The organism is Pontixanthobacter sp. CEM42 (assembly GCF_017812015.1).
GTDB lineage: Bacteria > Pseudomonadota > Alphaproteobacteria > Sphingomonadales > Sphingomonadaceae > Pontixanthobacter.
Genome location: NZ_JADQTN010000001.1, coordinates 1,006,423 through 1,030,770, shown reverse-complemented (window position 1 = coordinate 1,030,770; position 24,348 = coordinate 1,006,423). Strand labels below are relative to the sequence as shown.

General features: G+C 55.1%; 10 protein-coding genes. 7 read left to right on the top strand and 3 right to left on the bottom strand.

What is annotated here, in order from left to right; translation table 11 throughout:
- The first annotated feature begins 188 nt into the window (after positions 1–188).
- The 3 genes from J9777_RS04940 to J9777_RS04930 are packed head-to-tail and all read left to right on the top strand — an operon-like array spanning position 189 to position 3,332.
- The gene (locus tag J9777_RS04940; RefSeq protein ID WP_209347645.1) at positions 189–626 is read left to right on the top strand and encodes a hypothetical protein; all 438 of its coding nucleotides are present in this window, start codon (positions 189–191) and stop codon (positions 624–626) included.
- A 43-nt stretch (positions 627–669) separates the two neighbouring features.
- Positions 670–1,923 carry a hypothetical protein gene (locus J9777_RS04935; protein ID WP_209347644.1) on the top strand — a complete coding sequence of 418 codons (1,254 nt, stop codon included), beginning with the start codon at positions 670–672 and terminating at the stop codon, positions 1,921–1,923.
- Entirely contained in the window at positions 1,920–3,332 is a 1,413-nt protein-coding gene (locus tag J9777_RS04930) for a hypothetical protein (RefSeq protein ID WP_209347643.1), read from the top strand. Before J9777_RS04935 ends, J9777_RS04930 begins: the two co-directional genes overlap by 4 nt.
- A gap of 28 nt (positions 3,333–3,360) precedes the next feature.
- Here J9777_RS04930 and J9777_RS04925 read toward each other — a convergent pair whose 3' ends face one another.
- Entirely contained in the window at positions 3,361–4,536 is a 1,176-nt protein-coding gene (locus J9777_RS04925) for a hypothetical protein (RefSeq protein ID WP_209347642.1), read from the bottom strand.
- A gap of 334 nt (positions 4,537–4,870) precedes the next feature.
- Between J9777_RS04925 and J9777_RS04920 the strand changes: the two genes are divergently transcribed.
- The 4 genes from J9777_RS04920 (at position 4,871) to J9777_RS04905 (ending at position 17,493) form a co-directional block, all read left to right on the top strand.
- Positions 4,871–8,230 carry a peroxidase family protein gene (locus J9777_RS04920; protein ID WP_209347641.1) on the top strand — a complete coding sequence of 1,120 codons (3,360 nt, stop codon included), beginning with the start codon at positions 4,871–4,873 and terminating at the stop codon, positions 8,228–8,230.
- 140 nt (positions 8,231–8,370) lie between these two features.
- A complete protein-coding gene (locus J9777_RS04915; RefSeq protein WP_209347640.1) occupies positions 8,371–13,044 on the top strand; it encodes a hypothetical protein in 4,674 nt (1,557 codons plus the stop codon).
- 43 nt (positions 13,045–13,087) lie between these two features.
- Complete coding sequence (locus J9777_RS04910) at positions 13,088–15,577, top strand: caspase family protein (protein ID WP_209347639.1); 2,490 nt, start codon at positions 13,088–13,090, stop codon at positions 15,575–15,577.
- Positions 15,574–17,493, top strand: a complete 1,920-nt coding sequence (locus tag J9777_RS04905) for a hypothetical protein (protein WP_209347638.1) — start codon at positions 15,574–15,576, stop codon at positions 17,491–17,493. The genes J9777_RS04910 and J9777_RS04905 overlap by 4 nt, the downstream gene beginning before the upstream one ends.
- 128 nt (positions 17,494–17,621) lie before the next feature.
- Here J9777_RS04905 and J9777_RS04900 read toward each other — a convergent pair whose 3' ends face one another.
- Together J9777_RS04900 and J9777_RS04895 are read right to left on the bottom strand one after the other, a co-directional pair.
- The gene (locus J9777_RS04900; RefSeq protein WP_209347637.1) at positions 17,622–22,475 is read right to left on the bottom strand and encodes an autotransporter domain-containing protein; all 4,854 of its coding nucleotides are present in this window, start codon (positions 22,473–22,475) and stop codon (positions 17,622–17,624) included.
- Between the two features lie 156 nt (positions 22,476–22,631).
- Positions 22,632–24,131, bottom strand: a complete 1,500-nt coding sequence (locus J9777_RS04895) for a polysaccharide lyase family 7 protein (RefSeq protein WP_209347636.1) — start codon at positions 24,129–24,131, stop codon at positions 22,632–22,634.
- Between the last annotated feature and the right edge of the window lie 217 nt (positions 24,132–24,348).

The window sequence follows — 24,348 nt, the reverse complement described above, 5'->3', positions numbered from 1 at the left end:
CAGGGGAAAGGCCAGCCTCAAAGTTGCGCATCGCAAGTGCTGAGCGTGCGCTGGGGTTGCAATATTAACTCTATTAGAAAGGCATGTCCGAACTAATGAGTCTATTCATTTATTATTCGATGCCTGTGCAACACTCTTCAACAATTTATTTGTCTATGATATGATCTACCTAGGAGGAAGATTATAACATGGCGTATGACACTCACGACCTTCTGAAAATGTCTCAGGACGAACTCGATACTTTGTTCAAGGAGAGCGAGGCAGGGCCGATACCGGATGGCGAGGCTGACGGTACTGCGATCATCGCCCCTGGCACAAGCTTCAGCGACGAGATTGCTAAAATTATTAGCATCTTTGCATGGCAGGGAAAAATATTCGATGCCGAGAAGGGCCTGCTCCGCAACGAGATTTTGCCATTTGGGATCCGCGCTATTGTCGCGAAAGTATACAAAGAGCCGAGCTGGCTTGATCAGAAAGAATGCATCGTTCTTGACTACTCGGATACGTCAATTCTGGCCTCCAGAGTGCGCGATGAGATCCGTTTGATCGCTCCGAACTTCTATCTGGGCAAAGTCTATTGGAATGACACGCGCTTGATCGATTTTGCGCTCAAATTTGATCAATAGATCAACGATGCGCGACACTTAATCGGTGCCTAGGCAGCAGTTCTTGATCGTAGGCGCGCCAATCGCGCCGCAGCATCGCGAGCAATTGCGAGAGCGTTTGGCAACGATGAATGCGGATATCGGCCTAGCTGATCCCGACAATAGCGTACTGCCCTTTGGGAAGTTCGATGCGCTGCATACTGCGCGCTTTGTGATGATTGAGGATCCTTCGCTTGGGGACAGGATTGAACATGCGCGATCCTATCCGGTTCATGAGCCGGACTGGTTGATCTTCCTTGCGGTATGTGATGGCTCTGCCGATCGTCTTATCACTGATATGGAGCGGTCAGCGTCAAAGGGCCTCGCATCCCTTTTTTGCAATTGTATCGGCTTTGATCCTGAAATCCCGATCGGCCAGTGGATGAGCGAGCATCGCCTCAAACCGGATGCGAGCTATCGCAATTGGCCCGGTCGCAGCATGGTACAAATTCGCGAGGAAGCAGCCTTGCACCACGCACTGCTCAAGACGCAACTCGCAAACAGAGAAGCGAGCTTGGGTGAACTTAACCAGCGATTGCGAGAGGTCGGTCGAAGCGTTCCTCTCACGCCTATCCCTAGGCCAAGCATAACCGAGAGAGTGGCAAATTGCCTGAGCTTCCTATCACTCCCAGTCGCGGCTTTGCTGCTTGCGCCCATCTTGCTTGTCCTATTACTTCCCTTCCTGATTATCCTTCGACTGCGGGAGACGAGTGACCCCGTCCTTGCACACAAAATTGATCGGGAGCGCAATAATGCGCTGATGGCGCTGGAGGACCATGACATTACCAACCCTTACAGCGCCGTCGGGTCGCGCAAGCCCGGGCCATTTTATTTCATGTTTAGCAAAGTGGCGTTGTGGGTCATTAATTGGGGCGCGCGCCATATTTACAGCAAGGGCCGTTTGGCGCGGGTGAACACCATCCATTTCGCCAATTGGGTCTTTCTGGACAGCAATAGAAGGCTCTTCTTTGCGAGCGTTTATGATGGCAGTCGCGAAGCTTACAATGACGACTTCATCAACAAAGTCGCCTTTGGCCTGAATCTGTCTTTCACAAGCGCTTTGGGATATCCGAGAACCCGCTGGGCCTTGTTCGAAGGCGCGCGGCACGAGGAAGATTTCAAGCGTTATCTCGCGCATCATCAGGTACCGACTCAAGTCTGGTACAAAGCCTTTCCCAATCTATCGACTTACGATCTGGCGCGGAATGCGCGCATCCGCGCTGGACTGGAAAAGCCGCTCAAGGGCACCGCCTTGCGGCGCTGGATCGCTGAAATATGACAGAGCGCGCGAAAGACGAAGCAGCCGATATTCAAGGGCTCGTCCGTACCGGCTACGGTTCGCTCAAAGCTGCGCGATATATTTTGCTGCGCATCGAAGACAGCAATGCGGCCAAGCAATGGTTGAGCTCGCTTCATTTTACGAGCGTTCAGGATTGCCGCGAAAGCAAACAGAACCAAGCTCTGCAAATTGCGTTCACGGCGGCCGGGCTTGCTCAGCTAGGTCTGAACGCGGATGCACTTGAACATTTTTCGCCCGAATTCGTCGATGGAATGGTGCATAACGAGAGCCGTTCAAGGCGCTTGGGTGACGTAGGTACCAATGCTCCGGAACATTGGGATTGGGGCGCTGGGGATCAGGAGCCGCATGTTCTGCTGCTCGCATTTGCGCGGCCTGAGAAAATTCAGGCGATCGAAGAGACGCTACGAGCCGAAATACAGGCAAATGGTTGCATTCTTCTGCGGTGCCAGCCCAGCAGCGATATGGACGGGCGGGAACCATTCGGCTTTCAGGATGGCATTTCACAACCTAAAATGGACTGGGATGGCGCCCTGCAGCCGGGAGGAGCGAAAGATCGCGACTATCGCAATCGTATGGCCGCTGGCGAAGTGTTACTCGGCCATAGCAATGAATATGGGTTCGTTGCCGACTATCCGCGCGATGGGGATATTGGCCGCAATGGTAGCTACCTCGTCTACCGCCAGCTTGCGCAGGATGTAACGGGCTTTTGGCAATGGCTTCGCGACGAGACGGGACCGGAAGAAGCGAAAACGCTCGCTGAGACAATGGTGGGGCGAACCATCGATGGGCAACCACTATCTGGATTGGCCAAAATGGAAGGCTCACGAGGCCGCAACGCCTTTGACTTCAGTGGCGATGTTGACGGGGTGGTCTGCCCAATCGGGAGCCACATACGGCGCGTAAATCCGAGGCTTGGCGATCATCCCGGTGGTAATATCGACTTTCTCGGCAACCTTATCGGATCTCTCGGACTTGGAGGAACCGCGAAGCATGATGCTGTCGCGTCGAGTAGGTTTCACCGGATTTTACGCCGGGGGCGTCCCTACGGCAAAACAATGCCGTACGAACAGGCAATGCAACCCGGTGCCGAGCAAATGGAGGCGGGGCTGCATTTCCTCTGCCTCAATGCGAGTCTCGCTCGCCAATTTGAATTTGTGCAGGGCGCTTGGATTGCGAGTCCTGCTTTTGCCGGGCTCGCGGGTGAACAAGATCCGATTCTTGGCGACCGGGACAGGGAGGCGAGGGGGCATGACTGCGATCAGTTCAGCTATTTTGATGAGGACCGCGTCCCGCGGAGGATCGATCAAATTCCTCAATTTGTAAATGTGCGGGGCGGTGCGTATTTTTTCCTGCCTGGGCTCAATGGATTGCGCGAGATTCTGAAGTAATTATCCGTACTGGATGCTAGCAACCGCTCTATTCGAAGATCTCACTTCCGGTTGGCTCAATATGCGTTTCACTGTTCTTCATTTGCCGATAGCGCGACATTGTATGATACATGCGTTTGCGCGCGCGGCTTTGGTTGCCAAGCGGTCTGTGCTCGGGCAGGCAATGCCACGGATTGATCGTTAGTTGACGCGCAAATTTAAACTGTGCCTCTGACTGGAATTCTTGCTTCGGAATAGTGATAGTTGCGACCGGGATGCGGGGTGACAAACGCTCGTCCCACAGCACCGCATTCTGTTCGACCGGCATTAGGAACGGATCCTTTTGCAAAATCACACGCATCTCGAACTTCACATCCCCCTCGCTCAGCGCCTTGGCCATATTGTCGCGCAGGTAATTCTCCGGAGGATTGGCGGGTAGGCCTGGAATATTGGTCGGCACGTCGCTCAACGGATGGAAGCTGTACTGCATCGCTTGATCCGGCCCCAGGAGATAGGGAACACAGCTGAAATATTCGGTAGCAAACGGGCTTGAGAGGGTCCTGTTCCACAGGGCCTGCATGATGAAATCGCGGATGTGCGAGTGCCGAAGATTGATGAAATACCAGATCGGCAGATGGCGACGGCTCCAATATTGCAGTCTCGCATTTTCGCGCGTGTCCGGTGTGACGAAAGTGATCGTCGAGATCGCGGTGAAGTCCTGTGTAAATTTCTCGTCATCCATCAGCTTTTCGCCGGGGACATCCATCAGCTTCACCCCGATACTCCCGAAGCCAACATCTTCGATATCCGGTGTCACATGCGGGCCAGGATTGGAAAAACGGAGCCAAGCTGGAAAGTTACGCTCTTCCGCAAAGATCCCGCGCCGTAAATTTTCCGGCAGGTTTGGGTTAACTTCGAAAACGGCACGCACAACACCGTGCGTTTTGGTGTTTCCGGCTCTCTCATAATTGCCGGGCGTGAAATCGATATCCAGATGCCGAGACATTTCCGCGATGATCGTATCGAGGCTTTGCTCTTCATCATCCGCTACACGCTCTTCAGCGATACCTGGAACATCCCGGCTGCGCGTAATGTTAATTGTCCAGTTGAAGAACCGAGTCAGCGGCATCCGCAGCAAACGGTCTAGGACCGGCCGGAAGAAGGGCTCGAAACGGCGTTCTAGCTGCAACCCAAACTCGAGCAATCGATGTACTGCACGCAGCATTTATGAAGCCTCCCAACACAGAAATGAATATTCGAAGTAACACAGATAACCTAGATATATAAATCAAGCGATGTTGAATATGATTGGAATCTTCGCTGTGATTAGCGCCTGAGATTAATAAGTAACATTAATCGGCGATCACGAACTGTTAACACCGCATGGGTTCATCGATGTATTTGGGGGAATTGATAAGAATCCGCTTTACTCAGTAGAAAATGAAGCACAGATTGGATTGCTGTAGTTTTGTGTTACAATCGCGTCGTGAAAGAGTTGCGCAAGAAGCTCTACTCTGGTCGCAGCGAAACACAGCGGAGGTGGTCATCAGATGTCGGACGTGAATATTGAAACGAGGGGCTGCCCGTTCTCTCAAGCTCACAATCAACAACCTGACCTTAATTCTGCTGATCCGTTGGATCAGATCAACGCCGGGAATTTCTCCGCCGCCCTCGATCGCTATAACGAGCGGCACGAGCACGGGACTGCAACCGCAGCGGATTATGCTCTTGCAGCACATGCTTCGCGCAACACCGGAGAGTTTGGCGATTCTGCCGATTGGCTTCAACGCGCTATCGACAAAGAACCTGACCATAAATTCGCGAAATCTTGGCAGGATCAAATCAAGGCAGACCGGATCAGCGCGAAAAATGGTGCGGCCACGCTTCGCCTCAACGGTCTAACCAAAGAATATCTGACACTTGATCCGGCAGAGGCATATAAGACGAACCCGGCAAGCTGGGTGCTCTGCAACGATTTTCAGCGGCCGGGAGATATTGTTCCTAGCAAGTCTTTGCGTGACCATCTTCGCAACTTCAAAGACTCGTTGGTCTCGCTTGCGTTGGGGCCAATCGGTAGTTTGGCCAACAGAGGGGCTACACCGGGCAATCCCGGGCGTTGGACCCAGCATCGCATCGGCATATTACAGCTTGCAGCATTGTCAGACGGACGAAACTGGATGGCGAAAAGAGAGCGTGATCCAGATGGTGAGCGCCATGATATCGTTGGGCAACTCAAAAAGGGGCAAACACCAAAATGGGCGGATTCGGGCTTCACGCCCGATGGTGCGCATCTAGACACGCGATTTGGCCCGGGAGAAGGCCGCGTCGGACAAGAGTTCGTCGATCACGGAATGCCAGTCAATTACCGCCCGCAGGACCAGTCGAACAATCCGAACCTGCCGAGTGAAGCGGAGGTCGCCAAAGTATTCGGTTATCGTAATGGTGAAACCAAGGAGGCATTAACCGCAAGCTTTCACGCTGCGGCGCATTTGCAGCAGTTGGTCCATGATGTCGCACAGACAGCACCTGACAATGCGTTGAAACATGCGATTGAGATCGATCCAGACAGCGAGCTGGCTGAGTTAGGTGTAACGCATAAATGGAGCCGCTCAGATGCTCCGAACGCTTTGCGTGATGATGGCGAGGGAATGCATGGCACCACCGTCTGGTGGGACATGAGCCACATCTATGGCAGCGACATTGAAACGCTCGCCGCAATTCGGTCGTTCGACGATGGTACGCAAGTGCCGGGCGGCAAGATATTCCTCGAGGGCATGGACAAAGAGGGCAATGGCGGCCTGTATCTGCCGGTCAGGGACGTCGAAAGCGGAAAGGACGGGCAAAAAATTGGTCAGATTGTGACGGGCTTTGGCCGTAACATGACCGCTCCACTCGAAGCGGAGCACACACTTTACGCCCGTCACCACAATTGGGCGGCAGGCATTCTGAAGGAGCGTTACGGTCACTGGTCTGACAATCAAATTTTCCAGATTGCCCGCCGTGTCGTGACAATGACCTACGTCAAAATTCACACTGGTACTTGGACGCATACGCTGTTCGCGAATGAGGCCGTGGTGAATGGTCTGAACGCAAATTTGTTTGGCCGCGCGGAGCGTAAACTACCGCATTTCGAGAAGAAGATTTATCGTCCCGAGCAGGGAAGAGACCCGATTGCCCACGGCATCGCTGCAGGGAAAGTCGATAAGGACAAGCCAGAGATCAAGGGCAACTTTTTCTCCAAAGCCTATCGCTTCGGGCATCAGATTTGGGTTGATGAGTTAAAGTGCCCGCCAATCGGTGAGCCGGTTGGCGACAACACCCACAAAGAAAACATGATGAATCTTCGCGAGTTGGATGGGCATGAGTTCATCCGCAAAAAAGGTCTGGGTGCGGTGTATTATTACATGATGCACACACGGCTTGGTGCTCCGGTTGCAGGAAATACAGCCGACTTTTTCAAAAACATGGCGACTGAAGAGGGCGTGATGGACATGCTCGAGCAGGAAATCCGGAAGGATAGGCAGCGCGGCACACCTTCTTGGACCGATTACCAGAAGGCACACAACATTCCGCCGAGCGAGAAGTGGGAGCACTTGTTTCTAGACCCGTCGAGTAGTGCGTCGCAGGAAACAATTGGAAAGCTCGAGGCGCTTTATCCCGGCGGTATCGACACGCTGGACGCGGTCATCGGTTTGACTCTGAACGAGCACCGACCGGAAGGACTGGCGATCACCAACGAAGGTTTCCAGACCTTTGTTCAGGAGGCGACAAGTCGCATTCGGAAGAACCCGTATCTTACCGAGAAATGGCGCCCCGATGAGGTCAGTTGGACGGCAATTAATGTGGTGGAAGCAGTCGACAAAGAGAAGCTGCTCTACCTTCACTGCCCCGAACTCAGGGAATGGTTAGAGAACCGTCAGACGGTCAACACCTATGAATATGCGGGGACCAATGCGCGCGACAATCCCGAGGAGCATCCGCTTGAGGCCAACGGTATTATCGAGTGGGGCGATCAGAATATTCGCGACATGGGCCTTGGCGATGCTTGGAAACCTGAGCATTTTGCCGATGACGTCGCAAACCGGATGATCCGATTAGAGCACGCCGGAACGGTATATATCGTCGATCTGACTGACGAAGTTGTTCTGGCTGATACGGAGAATAACAACCGCATATTTGGCCGCGATGTTCTAGCGGACGATCCTGATGGCGTATCGCGCAAAGAATTTATCGAGGCGGCAAATGCGATTTGGTCGGAGAAGAAATATCCGTGGCCAGGTTATCGTTCGCCAGCATACCCGGACTTCGCCAGTGGCTGGATGCTGAACCAGGATGAAGTCAATCGATTGAAGAAATACAGAGGTGATGAGGACAGAAAGGGTGTGAAGCTGCGCCTGACGGATATGGAAGCACATGTTCTACCGTTCAATCTCGGCAAAGACATTTCGCGCGTTGGGTTCTCAGAGAACCACAAGGCTTGGAAGATATTCGAAGCTAGCGGCCTGCGTGCGCTGTACCTTGCGATAGGTTCGACCTTTAAGTTTGGCGGGCTCAAGAACCTTCTTCTAGGCAAAGGCATCCCGATGTCGGAAATGGCCAAGCGTCGCCCGAAGAAGCGGACGATGATCTATGATCAAAATGGAATGGTCGATGAGAAGCAACTGGCAGAGTATGTGCATGCGCTGGAAGAACTCGCCGTGCAACATGATGGCGGACTGATCCCAGAGGCGCAATTCATGGCCCTTTTGAAAGAGAAGGATGCGCTCGATAGCCTGACGGAGAAGCAATGGGGTTCGTTCTTCCGATTGCTCAGCCGCAGGGGGCAAGGCAACGCAATCACATCGGAGGATTTCGAAGCATTGTATCGGAATACTCTGCTGCCAGAGATGTTTGAGAAGCTAGAGGGAGCCGACGGCTAATCCATGAAAAAGGTACTGTGAGCAAAATCACGCTCAAACAGTGTGCTGGCTGACATGAGCCGGCTTCGGGTCGCAATGGGAGAACCATCCGGGGGCTAAGCATGACGGAAAAGAAGCAGAGCAGTGCAAAGGGCGGGCCCATGCCACGCGCTTTACGTGTGCTCGGTGCATTTCTGACCGTCATGACATTTCTCGGCCTCGCATTCTTCCTAATTGTAGTCGAGGCGCGAGATCGTGAGACATCGGTCCGCAGAGATGTTGCATACGGGGAATTGAAGCGCATCGAGCACGCGCTGCGCGATATCAGCGATGTATCCCGCGCCAAAGCATGCTCAGAAGTTACGCAGCAAAGTGCGACAACGGAGACGACTGAACTTAGTGACGAACGGGTCGAGGGAACGGTAGTAGCGGCTGTGTCCCAAATCGGGGAGGATGCCGAAGCAGGAGCCACCAAAGCTAAGAAATCGACGTCTGCTGACGCACAAAAGTGCTCTCTCAAGAACGTAAAACTGACCTTCGAAGGACAACAGGCGCGGGATCGTCGGACTGTCTTGTCAACTGAGGCGGACGGGCCCTCACGCAATCCCAACGATGCCGATGCAGACGGCAAAGATCAGTTTGAAAAGATCAATGAACGGCTCAGCGGCAACGCTGACACATTGGCAGTTACCGATATTGCGATCATCACGCGCGACTGGGACTTTGCGATCTCGCTACGCGGGGACGCGGCATGGCCGGCAAATTTGCAGTCGATTTTGGAATCCGGCGAACCGATCGGTTGGGATCCGCAACCTCAGACTATCCTGATCGACGAAGACGCCAAAGGAAAGCAACGTGAGATTCAACCTGAGACTTTGTCGCTAGGCGGGCCAGTCAAGGTCAACATGGGCGGCGCAGAGGTCGTGGTCCATGCAATTCCCCTCAACATCCGCCGAGCGTTGTTGGTAGGACGAACGGGTTTCAAGTCAGAAGGTCAGGTTTGCCCACCCCGTGAATGTTATCTGGTGGGGATTGTTCGTGATCGGGGTTTGATGTCCGACATCTCAAGCCTTTCACCTTTGACGAGGGCGAGCTTTGTAGCCGCGATCGTATTATTGCTCTTACTTGTCCCCATTGGCAAACTCTGGCTGATCGACAAAAGGTCGAGCATGAACTGGCCCGATGTCGCGGCGATAATTGCTTCAGTACCGCTCGCTATTGCGACTACTTTCGTCATCTCGATCGTATGGGCGCAGTGGTTGGAGTTACGCCAGAATTTTGACAGTGATGCCCAAGGGCTAGCAACGCAGTTGGCGGCGGATTCTGATCGTGAGATCAGCGAGACGAACTCGACGCTGATTGACCTGGTAAAGAACGGCAGTTCGGGCACTATCGACAGCGGTGGTGAACCCAAAACGCTGCGCGATGTGCAAGTTTCAAAGGGCATGGAGAACGTTTTTGCGGTCTCCGATCAAGGTGCATTGCTGTATCTTTATGGAGATGCGACGAATGTCCTGAGACCCGCCCCAGAGAACTGTGAGCCTGAGGCGTGCTGGACACCCTTGTTCAACTATCTGATCACGAACCCGCCCAGCAAAGGGGTGGCAAGTCGCCGCTATTTCCGCCGAGCTGCCGAGCGAACATTCCTCGAAATACCAGGTGGCGATCGTGGGGTGGAAAATTACGTAGCCTCGGTAGTTCCGTCTCTGGTGGAGGGAAACTCCACTCTCATTTCCATGCTACAAGTCGGCTCGACCGTGGCCACCGGCGGCGACGGGGATGGTGCGGAGAACGACTGGCGAAGAAGGGGATCGTTTGACCCAGGCCTATGGCGGCCATCGCCCGGCACCTCGAACCCTGACGTCCAGTATGTTTTGGCCAACCGCCAGCCATTTTTCTCGCGTGATGTACCATTGCCCGAAGGGTACTCCTTCGCCGTGCTCGATACGGAGACGCTTGAAGTTCTGCAGCATAGTGATCCAAGCCGAGCTGGCTCGGAACGCTGGGGAGAACGGGTGGATGATGTCCCACTCCTGCGCCGCGTGCTCGATGAGACCATGCGTACTTGCTCAAAACCGCAACAGGTGAGCAACGAAACCAGAGAGGTGATGTCGCCCGCTGCAAGCAAGGCTTTCACCATGCGGTACACCGGGCGTGAAGTTCGGCTGAGCGCGGCGCCATCATGCCGCGGTAACTGGGCCATTGTCGTATGGTACCCGGCTGAAATGGCGGAGCGATTGGCTATCACACCTGCCGCGTTGTCTGTCGGTCTGATCCTGTTGATTGGCTTTGTAACCGCCGTATTTGCCATCGCCCTTGGGATGATCGATCGGCAACGATTGGTTGCGATATTCTGGCCTGACGTGCGCCGGATACAATTTGCAAAGATGAACGGTCGAGTTGGCCGTATCGGCCAGCTGGATGTGCTGGCGGTCTGCATCTTGCTCGTTTTCGTCTCGCTGCTCCAGGTCACGTTGCTCCGCGGCGATTCGTCCTTCTGGCAAATCTTTGCGATGATCTGCGCGACGTTGGGTATTCAGTTGGCACTTGCCAACACTCCGCAAAATCCGGAGTCGCAGAAAGATGACCTGGCAGATGGGCAGGGTAGCGAAGATTGCGTTGCGGCGGAAGTTGGAAGCGATCCTGAAGCTGAGCGGCGCGCTGCGCGGAAGGAGCGGATTTTACGCCGCCTCACGATGGTTTCGATCGCAGGGTATTTGATATTCTCTGCCCTTGCTTTCTCTTCACTTGGATTCGCTCAAACGCACAGTAAGATTCTCTATCTGGTGCTTACCCTTGTCGGCGCCGGATTGTTGATCGCGTTGCTTAATTCCGCATGGTTCGAACGTGCTGGTCTCGCACGCGTGAGCAAGCCAATGAAATGGTGGTTCTCCAAAAATGTGGGCCTGAAACCGTCAATCTTCCGACAGACCGTAACTCAGGGGCTTATTGTCACACTGGTCACAGTGATCCCGTCAATTCTCGCATATCGCACGGCTTCCACCGTTATTTTCGAAGAGTTTCTTGCGCAGGACGTTGTTGCCGTTTCGCAAGTAACCGAACGTCGCAAAGATGTCTTTGAGGATCAATGCAGCAGGATCGCAGGCGAAATGCCAGGCGCAAGCGCTGCCAGCGCAGAGTGCGTGCGGTTTGCCTCCGGCCTTGGTTCCGGCGGCATCGACAGAGCGCTCAAGCGGATCAGTAGACATTCCCATTTCGGCGTAACGCCTGCTCAGGGTGAAGGTGATGCGACTGCACGGGCCCTCGTTCCGGAAGCGACCAACTCCCGCCAATTGCTTCAACGCGCTGTCGGACGCGCAATCCTGGCGCTGGATCAGCCCCGGGTGAACGCCTTACTCAGCGAGTCCGACACCGGATACTCCGCGCACGGCGGACCTAGCGAGAAACGAGATATCACGGCGGAGGTGCTCGAGGGCCGAATTGCAGACATCGACAAAATTGACGGAGTCGGCACGGGAACGGACATCGATAAACGAGCTGCTGCGACGCAGAAGGTTTTCGATTCTGCCCTGCGTGTGTCTCTGCAAGTCGCGCCGTTTATCGTCTTCGGCCTAATGGGGCTCCTAGGATATGCCTATTTGTGTCGCGCTCTTTTCGGGATGGGCCTGTTCGAATTCCGCTCGCTCCATCCTCGGCCCGAATTCGATCGATCAGATATCGACAAGATGTCCGATGTTCGTCCTGGTGGGCCACCGCCTCTACGGCTCTATGTGAACTACCCGTTCGATAAGTTCGAACAACTCAAGGGCACGTTGGAGGGGATCGGCGGATATAATTACGTGGACCTAGCGCGCGTTGACGATGCAGAATCTCAGCTGGCATCAATCCGGACACGCAACCGCCCTTGGATTGTAGTCGGCTTGATGCGGATTATCGGAGTGCCAAGCCTTCGGCGCGATGCGCTTGATTTCCTGGAGCGGCTGCTCGGTGTCGAAGGCGTTCAGGTTCATTTCTTTTCCGAAATGTTACCGATCGAGCGCTTGCAACAGGTCCGTGAGTTGGAACGACTTACGCATGTCGGTGACACCTTGCAGCAGGACATCGATAGCATCGATGAGGCGCGTCACTGGGCGTTGCTGCTCGCGCAGTTTGTTACTGTCCGTTGGGATTCCTATTGGGAATTGAGGCAGTCGAGTGTGCCGGGAGCCAGCGATAAGGATACGCCGGACCCGCGGTGGCTCAGGGAACTGATCAGGACGGAATTCGAGGCGATCCCCAACGATCTCGTACGCAAGCAGCGCGAGTCTTTTCTTGAAGAACTGGAGGTTAAATCAGGTGATGAACCCGGCGCACCCAAGCATGGGCATAATCCTGCTTTGGCCTACCGCACCTACGCCGCAGATGATCAACCATTACACGAGCAGGTGATCGAATATCTCGCGAATGTGCTCAGCGACTATTACCAAATGAAGTGGATTGGCTCGACCCGTGAAGAGCAGATCCTAATGTATCATCTGGCGAACAACCGTTTCGTCAAAACGACCGATTTTAGGACTATAAACAGCCTGATTAACCGTGAGTTGATCAAGCGTGATCCGAACCCGATGCTTATGAATGAAAGCTTTGCTTTCTGGGTGCGGACAAATGAGAATCCGGAGACATTCCACGCGTACCGTCAGATGGTGGAGCAAGCATCGCCATGGTCGCAATTGCGCCTGCCGATGCTGGTGTTCGTGGTCGTGGCGGCAGGTGCGCTCGCTTTCCTCGATCAGGGTACGGTCGGGTCGGTTATATCCCTGATCCCGGCCATCGCCGCAGCTATCCCGGTATTTGCCTCACAGGCGAGCAAATCGCGCAGTGTGGCCCCCTCATGAGTGCGCAATGGCATCATAAGTTTCCGAACGCAGGAGAAGCAGAATGACTCAGGACATTACTCAATTGGAGTTCGTCTATCGCCAATTCGGCAATCAGACGCAGGAGTTTGCTCGCACTTTGGCAGAGGCGAGCGCGCGCACCACGAGCGGCGATCCTACGGCTAACCTTGTCATCGGCCCCGACGGTGTTGAGCCAGGCTGCATCAGGCTGAAAGAAGGAAAGGGGAAAGGGGAACGGCTCTTTCAGATTGCGGTTTGCGTAGAGGGTCTCGATCCAAAGAAATCCAGGCTGGCCAAGTTCATCGAGGCCGAGGTTGCTTTTCGTCTCGGAACGAGCGGAGAAATGCACAGCTTGGCTGAGCCGAAAGAAGACCTGCGCGATACGCTGAAGGAATGGTGTGATCTGGCGAGTACTGGCCAGTCTGCCACCCGCAATGCCGTTGCGCCCTTACCGGTTATTGTAACTCGCCCGGTCAAGCGCTCATCGAGGGTAAACACGCTTCCGCCTGCATTCACGGGAAGCCCTGAGCAGCTCGAAAAACTCCAACCCCATGTGATCAACATGAACCACGGCCAGCTATCTGATAGCGGCATGATGCGGATGACGGAGAGCGATCTCGATCGCGTAGTTGATGGCATCGTTAAAAACTGCGTTGAAGGGAACCGGACACTGATGATGCACGCCCATGGCGGGCTCAACAGTGAAGAGGTCGGTCTGTCCAGCGCTTGGGACTATCACAGATGGTGGCTCGATAACGGTGTTTATCCGCTCTACTTCGTATGGGAGACCGGCGCGCTTGATGCCTTGTGGCATGTGATTGCTGGCGAGCGCCGCGTTCAGGCCCAAGCACGCGGGATCACTGACTGGACCGATAGAATAGTCGAGAAAACCACACGAAAGATCGGCCGTGTCCTGTGGAGCGAAATGAAGCGCAATGCGCAGCGGTGTGCCAGCAGGGGCGGGGGTGCTGAACTGTTTACCCGCAAGTTGCTCCGCCAAGTCGATAGCGATGAGTCTGGCAATAAGACATTGCGTGCGGTGGCGGTCGGCCACAGTGCCGGTGCGATCTTCCATGCGCATTTCCTGCCGCGTCTAAAGTCGGCAAATGGCGTGAAGTTTGACCAGCTTCACCTCTTGGCGCCCGCGCTGAATCAGACTGATTTTGAAAAGACGCTGGTGGACGTACTTGATACTCGCAAACCGCAAGTCACGCTGTACACGATGACACGCAAGGCAGAACTGGCCGACAATGTCGGCGGGGTTTATCGCAAATCACTCCTCTACCTTGTCCGAAACGCATTTGAGGAAGGGAAAGACCCTCAAATTTCCGGACTCCAAGAAAGTCGGGAGGATACTGCGATTTTCCGCAAGTACATGAAGGAAGTAGTGTGGTCACCGACTGTCGATGGAGCCGGTTCTCCTAGAAGCCGTTCGTGCTCCCCAACCCATGGCGGGTTCGACAATGATCCAGCGACAATGGAATCGGTGATGAGGCGTGTGCTGGATCTATCTGACGATCTACCGCTGCCCGCAGGCTTCCCGACCGAACGCTCTCGCGCCGCACCGCCCGAGCCAGTCCGGCCACCGAGCTTCTATGGCATTCCGTATCATCTACACGCCGATTTCGTACCGGGCGGTGCGTTATCTTCTCCTTCTGCACCTCTTGCCGGTCCTGCGCTTCCACCTCCGCCACCCGACGCGTCTGGCGGCGGCGCAGTTCTGCAACCAGCAACACCCGCTGGACGGAAGAAGATAGCGCTGTGCATCGGCAATAATGCGTTCCGCGGACAGCCGTTGCTGCACGGTTGCATCAATGATGCAGAAGAATGGAAGCGGGTATTCGAAGCAGTAGGTTTCCAAGCCAGCGTTGCAGCCGACTGTACCGCCGATCGGATGCGCGACGAAATCCGCCGATTGACCGGAGCGGCGCGTCCCGGCGATGTCATCGCCTTGCAGATTTCTTCGCATGGAACCCAAATACGCGATCAGGATGGCGATGAACTCCGTGACGACGAGCGCGCAGACATGCATGATGAGGCGTTGATAGGGATCGATGCTGATCGCGGCGGTCTGATTATCGATGATGAATGGGCACAATTGCTTGCGGTGCCTGCGGGCGTGCGTGTCATCCGATTCCATGACTTTTGTTCTTCGGGACGGTCCAGTCGCATGGCCTCACCACCGGGCCAGCGCGTGCGCTTTGCACCGCTCACGCATGCACAAGAAGGTGCAGCGTTGGCGCAGCTAGCCGCCAAAGGCATAAAGCGGGCCTCGACTGGTGCGACGTATAATGAACAATTGACCGACCTGACATTCGTCGCCTGCGAGCCTGATAAGTTTGCATATGAAAGCGGTGGTATGGGAGACTTTACCAAGGCGGCAACGCGGATCCTCAAGGGTGCAGGGCAAACTATGTCAGCGCAACAACTGATAGAAGCCGTCAGAACGGAAATGGCGGGTGGCAAGCAGATTCCTGATCTGGAAGGACCAGCTCATCTTCGGAGCGGCGGCATTTTCGAGCCGTTAGTATGAGCATTGTTATCTCACCGCGCGCTATCGGCGAGACCGCCGATAGTCTGCCTCCGGAAGTAAATGATACCGGTCTGCGGCGATTCTCGATCTTCGCTAGTGCGCCTGGTGATGCAATGCGAGATGGCGGAATAGTCCCGTTGGAACTCGCTTTCGAAACGTTGGATTATGCACGGTTAGGAAGCGGTGAAGGGGAGCCAGGCGATTGTGTGATGCTCCGCGCGAGCAGATTGCAACTCCATTCACCCTATAGCGCTTGGATGTCAGATCAGGTTGATCCACCAGACAGCGGTGACGAACTGAGTACTTATAGCGATTGGCTCAAAACTCCTGAGAATGAAGAGCAGGGCGCACATGTTGAGACCTTCCGTAATCTGCAACGCGGTTTTGCCTCAATCGACTTCGAGAACCGGCATGTTCTGGTCGATGGCGGGTACCCACCATCGTTTGCGGAACCTAAATTCGTAGCTCAGATGGTCTTTGGCGTGGTGACTACCGTGAAGAGCAATTTCGAACGAGCGCTCGGACGGGAGATCATCACGGGCCTCGACCGGACAGATGGCGGCCGCCCGGGAGTACTGACGCTCAATCCGTGGTCCAGCATGGAAGCGCAGGCATGGTATGATCGCCGGGTAAATACACTCAATTTCGGCCTCTATGAGAGCCGCAGCGATGCACATGGCTATTCGCAGGGGTCAATTGTCTTTACCGGGCTGTCACACGATGTCGTGGTACACGAACTCTGCCACGCGCTGCTCGACAGTGTTCGGCCAAACTTGATGCTACCGGTCAATATGGACGTTGCCGCTTTTCACGAGGCGTTTTGTGATATTGTTGCGGTGTTGCAGCGCTTTTCCTATCCGGATCTGGTGATTGGTGAGTTGCGTAATGAAAAGGGAGAGATATCCGGGTCAAACATGCTCAACACGCTCGCGCGTAGTTTTGCCGAAACTGCGGGCCATGGACCGACCGTTCGCGATATTGTGGGCACTGACACATATGACACCGCGCCTGCTGATCCGCATGGACGGAGCGAAGTGCTTGTACAGGCTATTTATCGTGCGTTTCTAAACGTGGCGAAAGGCCGGATAGCGAACGTCATTAGCCTTGCGAGCAATGGCACAGGAATGTTGCCTGAAGGGAACTTGCCGGAGTCGTTGCTGAAGGCAATGAGCCGCCAGGTGCGGAAGACCGCGCAGATGTTCCAGATGATGCTCATTCGCGCGTTGGACTATTCCCCGCCGGTTGGCATCGAATTCTTTGACGTCCTGCAAAGTGTTCTCGCGGCTGATCGTGAACTGGTGCCAAACGACGATAGCGGTGTCCGTAGAGCTTGGATCGACGCGTTCCGCGAAAGTGGCATCTTCGCGCCGAGCAGCGAATATTACTCTGAGGAATCGCTTGTTGCCGAAGTAGAGATTGAGCCGAGCGAAAAGCTTACTCTGAGCGCGCTGAGTTTCGGTGAAACGCGTTTCCGTTCAAGTCCGGGTAAGCCGCTAGCACTGGGTCCGGCGACCGAACAGATCCGGGAAGTGGTGGAAGAGCTCCGCGCGGCGCACTGGCTGGATGCGATTTTTGGCAAGGATGCGAAGAATTCGAAGATCACGCTGATCTCGCTTCGCAGTTTCGCGAGACCAGGCCCATCAGGAATGACTCAGTTCGGAACATCGATAGAGTTGCTTCGCGAACCGTTGGACGGGCTGTCATCCCGGTTTGGGCCGCTGGCGATTGACGGCGTTACTCTCGTCTTCGACAGTGAAGGGCACCTAACCGCCCGATGTCGCCGCCGTTACGACGATGCGCATCTGGCTTGGTCACGCCAATATGCAGAAAGCTCAGCCGGAAAGGCGTTCTGGACGATCAAAGATGATGAGTTCACGGTCCGCAGCAATTACCAACGACGTATGTGTATGCTGTAAGCTGTAAACGCACGTGTTCACACGATGAAATGTAAGAGCCCCGCCGCCGCAGTTTCGCGATGACGGGGCTCAAATTTTGTAGGCTCAGCCTCTACATATCACTGCGACATTGCGCCATTGCGAAACCATCAAAAACCGATGGTGATTCGTGCCATTGCTGCGTGATCTTGCGACGCATCGCCGAAGATCCCGTCATAGGATACGCCGATTGAACTATTCTCGGAGAGTTTGAACACACCCTCAACCTGAACGAAGCCGGCATCGCCCGATTGCGGCGCACCGGCCACTGTGAAGGCCGATCCGGTTCCAAAGCGCGCTGTCGAGCTGGATGTCAGCTCGCCAAATCCATGCTGCCAGCCTGCCTTGCCGCGAAGGCGGAACGAGGACTCTTCCGAGGTGCCGAAGCGAACGCCGACCGTTGAAACCAGCGAGTTCTCGAGCGCGCCATCCAAGCGGAGTGCTGCCGTGCCGCCATTTTCAGCAACGACATCGGTTTCAGCTTCGATGAATGCTGCACCGACATATGGTTCTGCATAGCCGGAACCGAGATCAACCCGGTGACCAAGCTCTGCGAAACCGAACAGAACCGAACCGTCATAGTTCGCAGTGAGCGTGTCAGTGAAGGTATTGAAGGCGACCGACCGGTTGGTTGTTGCTTCGCTAAATCCATAACCACCCCCTGCGCGAAGGTTTACGCCGCCAAGATCTACGCCGAGATAAGCCAACACGTTGAACGTTTCGACTGTTCCGGCACCAAGGTTGTTCGTGCCGGAGCCGGCGCGCTCATCCAGATCAATGTCCGTTTCGGTATAACCCGCTGCCAGACCAAGGCTGCTGCCTTCGCCCACCGATACATCTGCACCGAACAACAAACCGAAGCCGTCACGTGACAGGCCTGCAGCGTTGGCATCGCCGTCACTATCACCGCGGACACCCCAGGCATCACCCCAGATGCTACCGCCGGTGTTCTCTGTCAGATGGTCAAGCACAGCGTTGCGAACCAGACGATTGTCTTCTGTCATCACGGTACGGACCGTCGGATGAATTTCACCCGAAAGCTGATCAAATGCTCCGCGTGCAGTTGCAGCATCCAGATTGACGATCTGATTGCCTAGAACGCTGTTGCCTTGGCTTTGGATCGCGCCGCCGACTGCTACTTGGTTAGCCGTTTGACCGACTGCCGCGAATGCCACATCGTTACGCGTCAGGTTCAGCATAACTGAATTGGCATCGTAGCTAAGCGTTGGTGTCAGGAAGGCAAGGTTGCTATTCACGCTATCAAACGTACCGTTCACTCCGCCACCGGCGGTCAGGATCGTGTAGTCGGTAGAGATGTTGTAGAGTGTGCCACCCGCCAGGACGTTGACGATACCGCCATTGATTGTCGCCACGCCGGTAGCTGCGATCAGATCAGATGTACCATCAGGCAGAACTTCAACATCATATTGCGAACCTACAGCAAAGCCGATGTCACCGGCGATGTTCAGAGTGCCGATGCTATTGCCCGGTGTGATTGTGCCGGTAACCGTAAGGCCGCCGACTTGACCGGAACCGCCAAGCTGTCCGCCATCATTGACGGACACGGTAGAGGCGATGCTGCCATTGACGACAAACAGGCCGCCATCGACGATTGTATCACCAGTATAGGTGTGGTCGCCGTTTAGGATCAGCGTGCCGCTATCGAGCTTGTTGATACCACCAGTGCCGCCAATCGGTGCTGAGATGGTTGCAGTAACGTTCGGATCTACCCGAACCGTCGTTTGCGCGTCTGTAATGGTCAGTGCGCCGCTACCCGATGCGATGGTGTAGCCATCGGTCATGAATTGCAGGCCCGTGAAGGTAATTGCGTCGTCAATGGTCACAGTACCAGCAGAGCCTGCAAAGACCGCGAACTTGCTATTCCAAGCTGCGTTTGCGTCACCTTCAGCATTGGTCCAGTTGGTGTCCGTAAGGTTCCAACTGCCGCTGCCGCCGTCGATGTTTTCGTCAGCCATGGTGTCGGCGCCGTCCCAGAACTGAATGTCTGGAATGTTCGCCGCTACGATCAGGTTCACCTGACCGCCAACCGAAGTCTGCACCGTACCGGCTGCGGTGTCGAAGCCCATGGGCAGGGCGCCTACAACCAAGCCGTTGTCAGTCAGACCGCCAGTATAATCGATAAGGCGGTATACGCCGATACCGAATCCGCCAACGTCGTTCGCCGTCAGCGAGCCATCGAGCGTTAGATCACCGTTGACTTGCAAGCGGTCGCTTGAGCCGGGCGTATCAGGTGCGCCCATGTCATATTCAAGCGTCGACAGTGAAGACAGTACCAGATTGCCGGTCGTGAGAGTGCCTACGGTGCCATCACCACCCGGTGCAATCGTTCCGCCATCCGCGACAGTGACTTCACCCGCCGCAGTACCGGAACCCGACAGAGTACCGCCGGCCGCCACGCTGGCGTCGCCCACGATACTGCCATCGAGTACCAGCGTTCCACCGACTGCCGTGTTGCCAGTGTAGGTGTTCACACCCGACAGAACCAACGTGCCGCTATCGAGTTGATTGATGGCACCCGTGCCGGTAATAGCCGCCGCGATTGTCGCGGTTACGCCTGGATCGACACGCACATTGGTCGCTGCATCGGTGATTGTAAGTGCTCCGGTTCCGTCAGCGAGCGTGTAGCCGTCGGTCATGAACTGCAGACCGGTGAAGGTAATCGCTCCATCAACTGTGACAGTGCCTGCGGTCCCGCCAAATACGGCGAAGTTATTGTTCCAAGTTGCGTTCTCATCACCCGCCGCATTGGTCCAATTGGTCGTTGTCAGATCCCAGCTGCCATCGCCGCCATCGATCGCCGAATCTGCTGCCGTATCGCTGCCATCCCAGAATTGAACATCGGGGATAGGGCCGACCGCTTCCGAGATTACCAAGTTTACTTGGCTGCCGATCGAGGTCTGTACTTCGGCTTGGTCGTTGCCGAAGCCCATTGGCAATGTACCGACTTCAAGGCCATTGTCGGTGAGGCCGCCAGTATAGTCGATAATCCGGTAAACGCCGACACCAAAGCCGCCTGCATCCGACGCGTTGAGCGTGCCGTCCAACGTTAGATCACCGTTTACTTGAAGCCTATCGCTAGCACCCGGAGTGTCCGGGGCACCGAGATCTACATTGAGCGTAGAGTCGGAAGACAGCGCTAAGCCGCCGGTTGTGAGAGTGCCAACTCCGTCATCACCGACTTCTAACGTGCCGCCGTCCGCTACTGTGAGTGTACCCCCCACCGTGCCCGTGCCGGCGAAGGTTCCACCATCATTGACCTCGGCATCACCTGATGTGACACCGAGCAAGGTCAAAATACCGGCGTTGACGGTGATCCCCTGCTCAAATCCAGTCGTGCTCGCGCTCAGCGTAAATGCGCCACCGTCTGCGGTCAGCGATTCAAAATCTTGAACTTGCAGAGTGCCCCCGTCTCCCATGCCAGACAGGTTAAGACGATCTGCCGTGCCAGAGCTGCCATCGAGAATGCCGGTGATTGCCGCACCAGCTTCGATGTTCAGTGTGTTTAGGCCGGTGCCTTCAAACAACACTGCATCGCCTGCGCCCTCGGTCGTGCTGCTAGCGCCGAGTGTTACTGTCGCGTTCTCATCGCCGGTGAAGCGGATCGCTTCGCTGCCCGTTCCGGTAATGGTGCCATTGTTGGTCACGGTGCCGCCCGACGCAGAATCGAAACCTCGGTCACCGGTGATGGCTCCAGTATTCGTTACCGTCGTGTCCTTCGCATTGGCGCCAATGGAAATGGCGTCCTCACCACCGCTGATCGTACCGGCGTTGGTGACGACAGTGCCCGTTGCAGCCACGGCCACGTCATCAAGGTTCGAAGGGCCGATATCGATGGTGATAGTAGTACCCTGAATCAGAATTCCTTCATCACCCCCGGTGATTGTGCCACCTGCTTGGTTTTCGACTGTGACACCAGCGCCCGAAATCAGGATTCCGCTGCTGGACGTGCCGGTGATTGTACCGGCATTGGTAATCGTAAGGTTATGATCGGCATGAGCGCCGTTAATGTTGATGGCGTTGCTACCACCGGTGATCATACCGCCGGCCTGGTTTAGAATGGTACCGCTGATTACCGCGTCTTCTTCGACCCGAATTGCTGCATTTGAACTGTTGTCACGCGCGGCGGAAATGGTGCCGCTATTGGTGATGTCGACTTCGACCTGACACAGGATACGGTTACCGTTATCCTCCAAGCAGCCGCGTGCTTCGCCGCCAGTTGTTCCGGGATCACCGTTAAAGTGGATCGCATCGGCGTCGCTATCGGTGCCAGTGTTTGAAATGACTCCGGTGTTAGACAGTGTGAAACGGGCAATGCCTTCTTCATCGCCCACGGTGCCCGATGAGGGGTCAGTACCAAGCAAAGTGTCGATGCCAACCGTCGCACCGCCAACGGACGTGATCGTTCCACTATTGGACAGCGAATTGACCACACCGTCTGCGTCCCGGTCAAAATAGACAACCGCTTCAGTCGCTTCGCCAGTACCTTCGATGAGTCCGGCATTGGTAATAACCGCTCCGTCGCCTTCGTAAAAGATAACGCCGTCTAGGCCCTGCAGCACGCCGGTGGCGGCGATATTGATGATCACATCATCTTCGGAGTTATCGACGAAAATCACGACATCTTCATCGTCGCCATCATTGTTAACGTGCGTACCTGCCAAGGTGATCATAGTATCGTCGTTGGTATTGTTCTCCAACTCGATGTTATCGCCGCTGTTGACCGTCTGGGTAACGCCCGCCGCAGATGTAACGGTCTGCCCACCAGGGTTATCCACCGGTGTGTCATCGACGATAACGATTTGGGCTTGCACAGGTGCCGCAAACAGACTTGCAAAGGCAATGCTTGAGACCGATGCACCGCGGAGCAGGCGAGAGAAGCCAGCTGATTGTTTGGTCATAGCCGGTTCGGAATTCGCCGTCGGCGCAGTCGTGTTCAAAGGCATTTGGTATCTCCCCACTTGATACAGTTCGCCTTCGCGGCAAATCTGAAGATGAGACACCTTATTGCGCCCACTAGAAATAGCAAGCCACTATGTCGGCCATTAGGAATGCCAATGTGGTTATTTTGTCATACCAATCGGCTATTTGGCAATCCTGGCCTAGTTGTGGGTGTTGCTCAGCCGATAGAACGTCGCCTGATCAAAATCGGCGGCATCGCCAGTGTTGTTCTGCGTGTAGACACCCGCCTTGAAATAGTTCCATTCATCGGTTGTATCGTAGCCGCTATTTTCAACGGTCATATCGACAAAATTGTGCCCGATTATCTCTCCGTCCTGATCTCCACGCCGGATGATCACATCAATCCGCGCGCCAGCATTGATGATTTCATAGGAAAACACCTCGTTCAAGGCGATCCCGTTCAACGGATCGGCTTGTTCAACAGGCGAGCGATCACGGTCTGTGATCTCGGGCCCGACCACCATGAAATAAATGTCATCGGCGCCGCGGATTTCATGCGCGAAATAGACATAACCGCGAACGTTCCCCGGGAATTTCTTATAATACAGCCGGATCGGCTCATCGCTTGATGCGTGAATTTGCCCGAACACCATCCGGCCAATATGCGAATTGCTGCCGGTGGTGGAGACGTGGTTGATCGCCAGCGTTCCCTTGAGGACACCGCCGCGCCCGCCAACTGTTACTCCCGGGTCAGGCTGATAGCCCAGCAACCAATTGTTTTGATTTACGCCTTGAGTGCTGATGCTACGATTTCCGCGCCGCAGCATCTCGCGCAGTTCCGATCGGGTAAAGGTCGAATTCGCGGACGTTGTCGCCCCGTCAATGGTGGAACGGAATACCATCCCGCCATCCGATGCGGTAAAGAAGTACTGGTCTGAAAAATTTGCTAAATCAACGTCTTGGGTGCGCTGGGCAAAGCCATCCGACGGATCTACGGCCGGTGTATCGAGCGCCCAGTCGATCAGCTCAAAGTTCTGTCCCGGCGCGACGTTGGGGTTGAGTCCGAAAGCACTAGTATCAACGGGCGTAACGGTCACAGCGACTGCGTTTTCCGAGCAACCAAATAGAGCCGCCTCGACAATGCCAAATGGGTTCCCGTCAGATGTGCCAGTGCCCGAAATGCGCACAAATCGTGCGGATGTATCCGCTACATCATAACGTTCGTAACTCAGTGTATTGCCGGCTGATTGAGTAACACCCTGAAGAGAAATGAAGTTTGTCCCGTCGTTAGACACTTCCAGCGTAAAGGATGACGTGCGTTGATCGCCCAGATGCCAAGCGATCCCGACTTCGCGGAGGAGGTGTTGCTGTCCCAAATCAAGCGTTAGCGCGGCAGGAATACCCGGTGCACTCCATCTCGACGCGTCATCGAGATTATCATCGATAGTGTTCGCCGCGACCAGACCACCGCTAGCTTGATCCGAACTCGCCTGCGCGATTTCGAGCAGGTTCAGTCCGCTACATGACTGTGTTGGGGTAGGGGTGGGCGTAGGAGTAGGTGAGGGTGATGGAGTCGAAATGGGCGTCGAAGTAGAGCCGCCGCCTCCTCCACCACCGCAACCGGTCAGCAAAAGGGCTGCAACAAGAGCAGAACTCCCGGCGAATTTTGGCTTTGGCCATGAGACTTTGATGTCACCCAAATCAGATGCCTTTCGCAACAAGATGATGATTGGTCAGACACTTTGGTACATTAGATTAGGCAGGAATCAACCTGAATTGGCAGCATGGTTGTGCGTGAGATTGAGGCCGATCTCTTGACCTAGGGATCGATGATCGCTGCTGGTGCTTCTCTCGGCCTGCAGGATAGCGAACTGATGCATGGTTCCGAGCGAGCCGAGTGACGCGCGCAACTTCGAT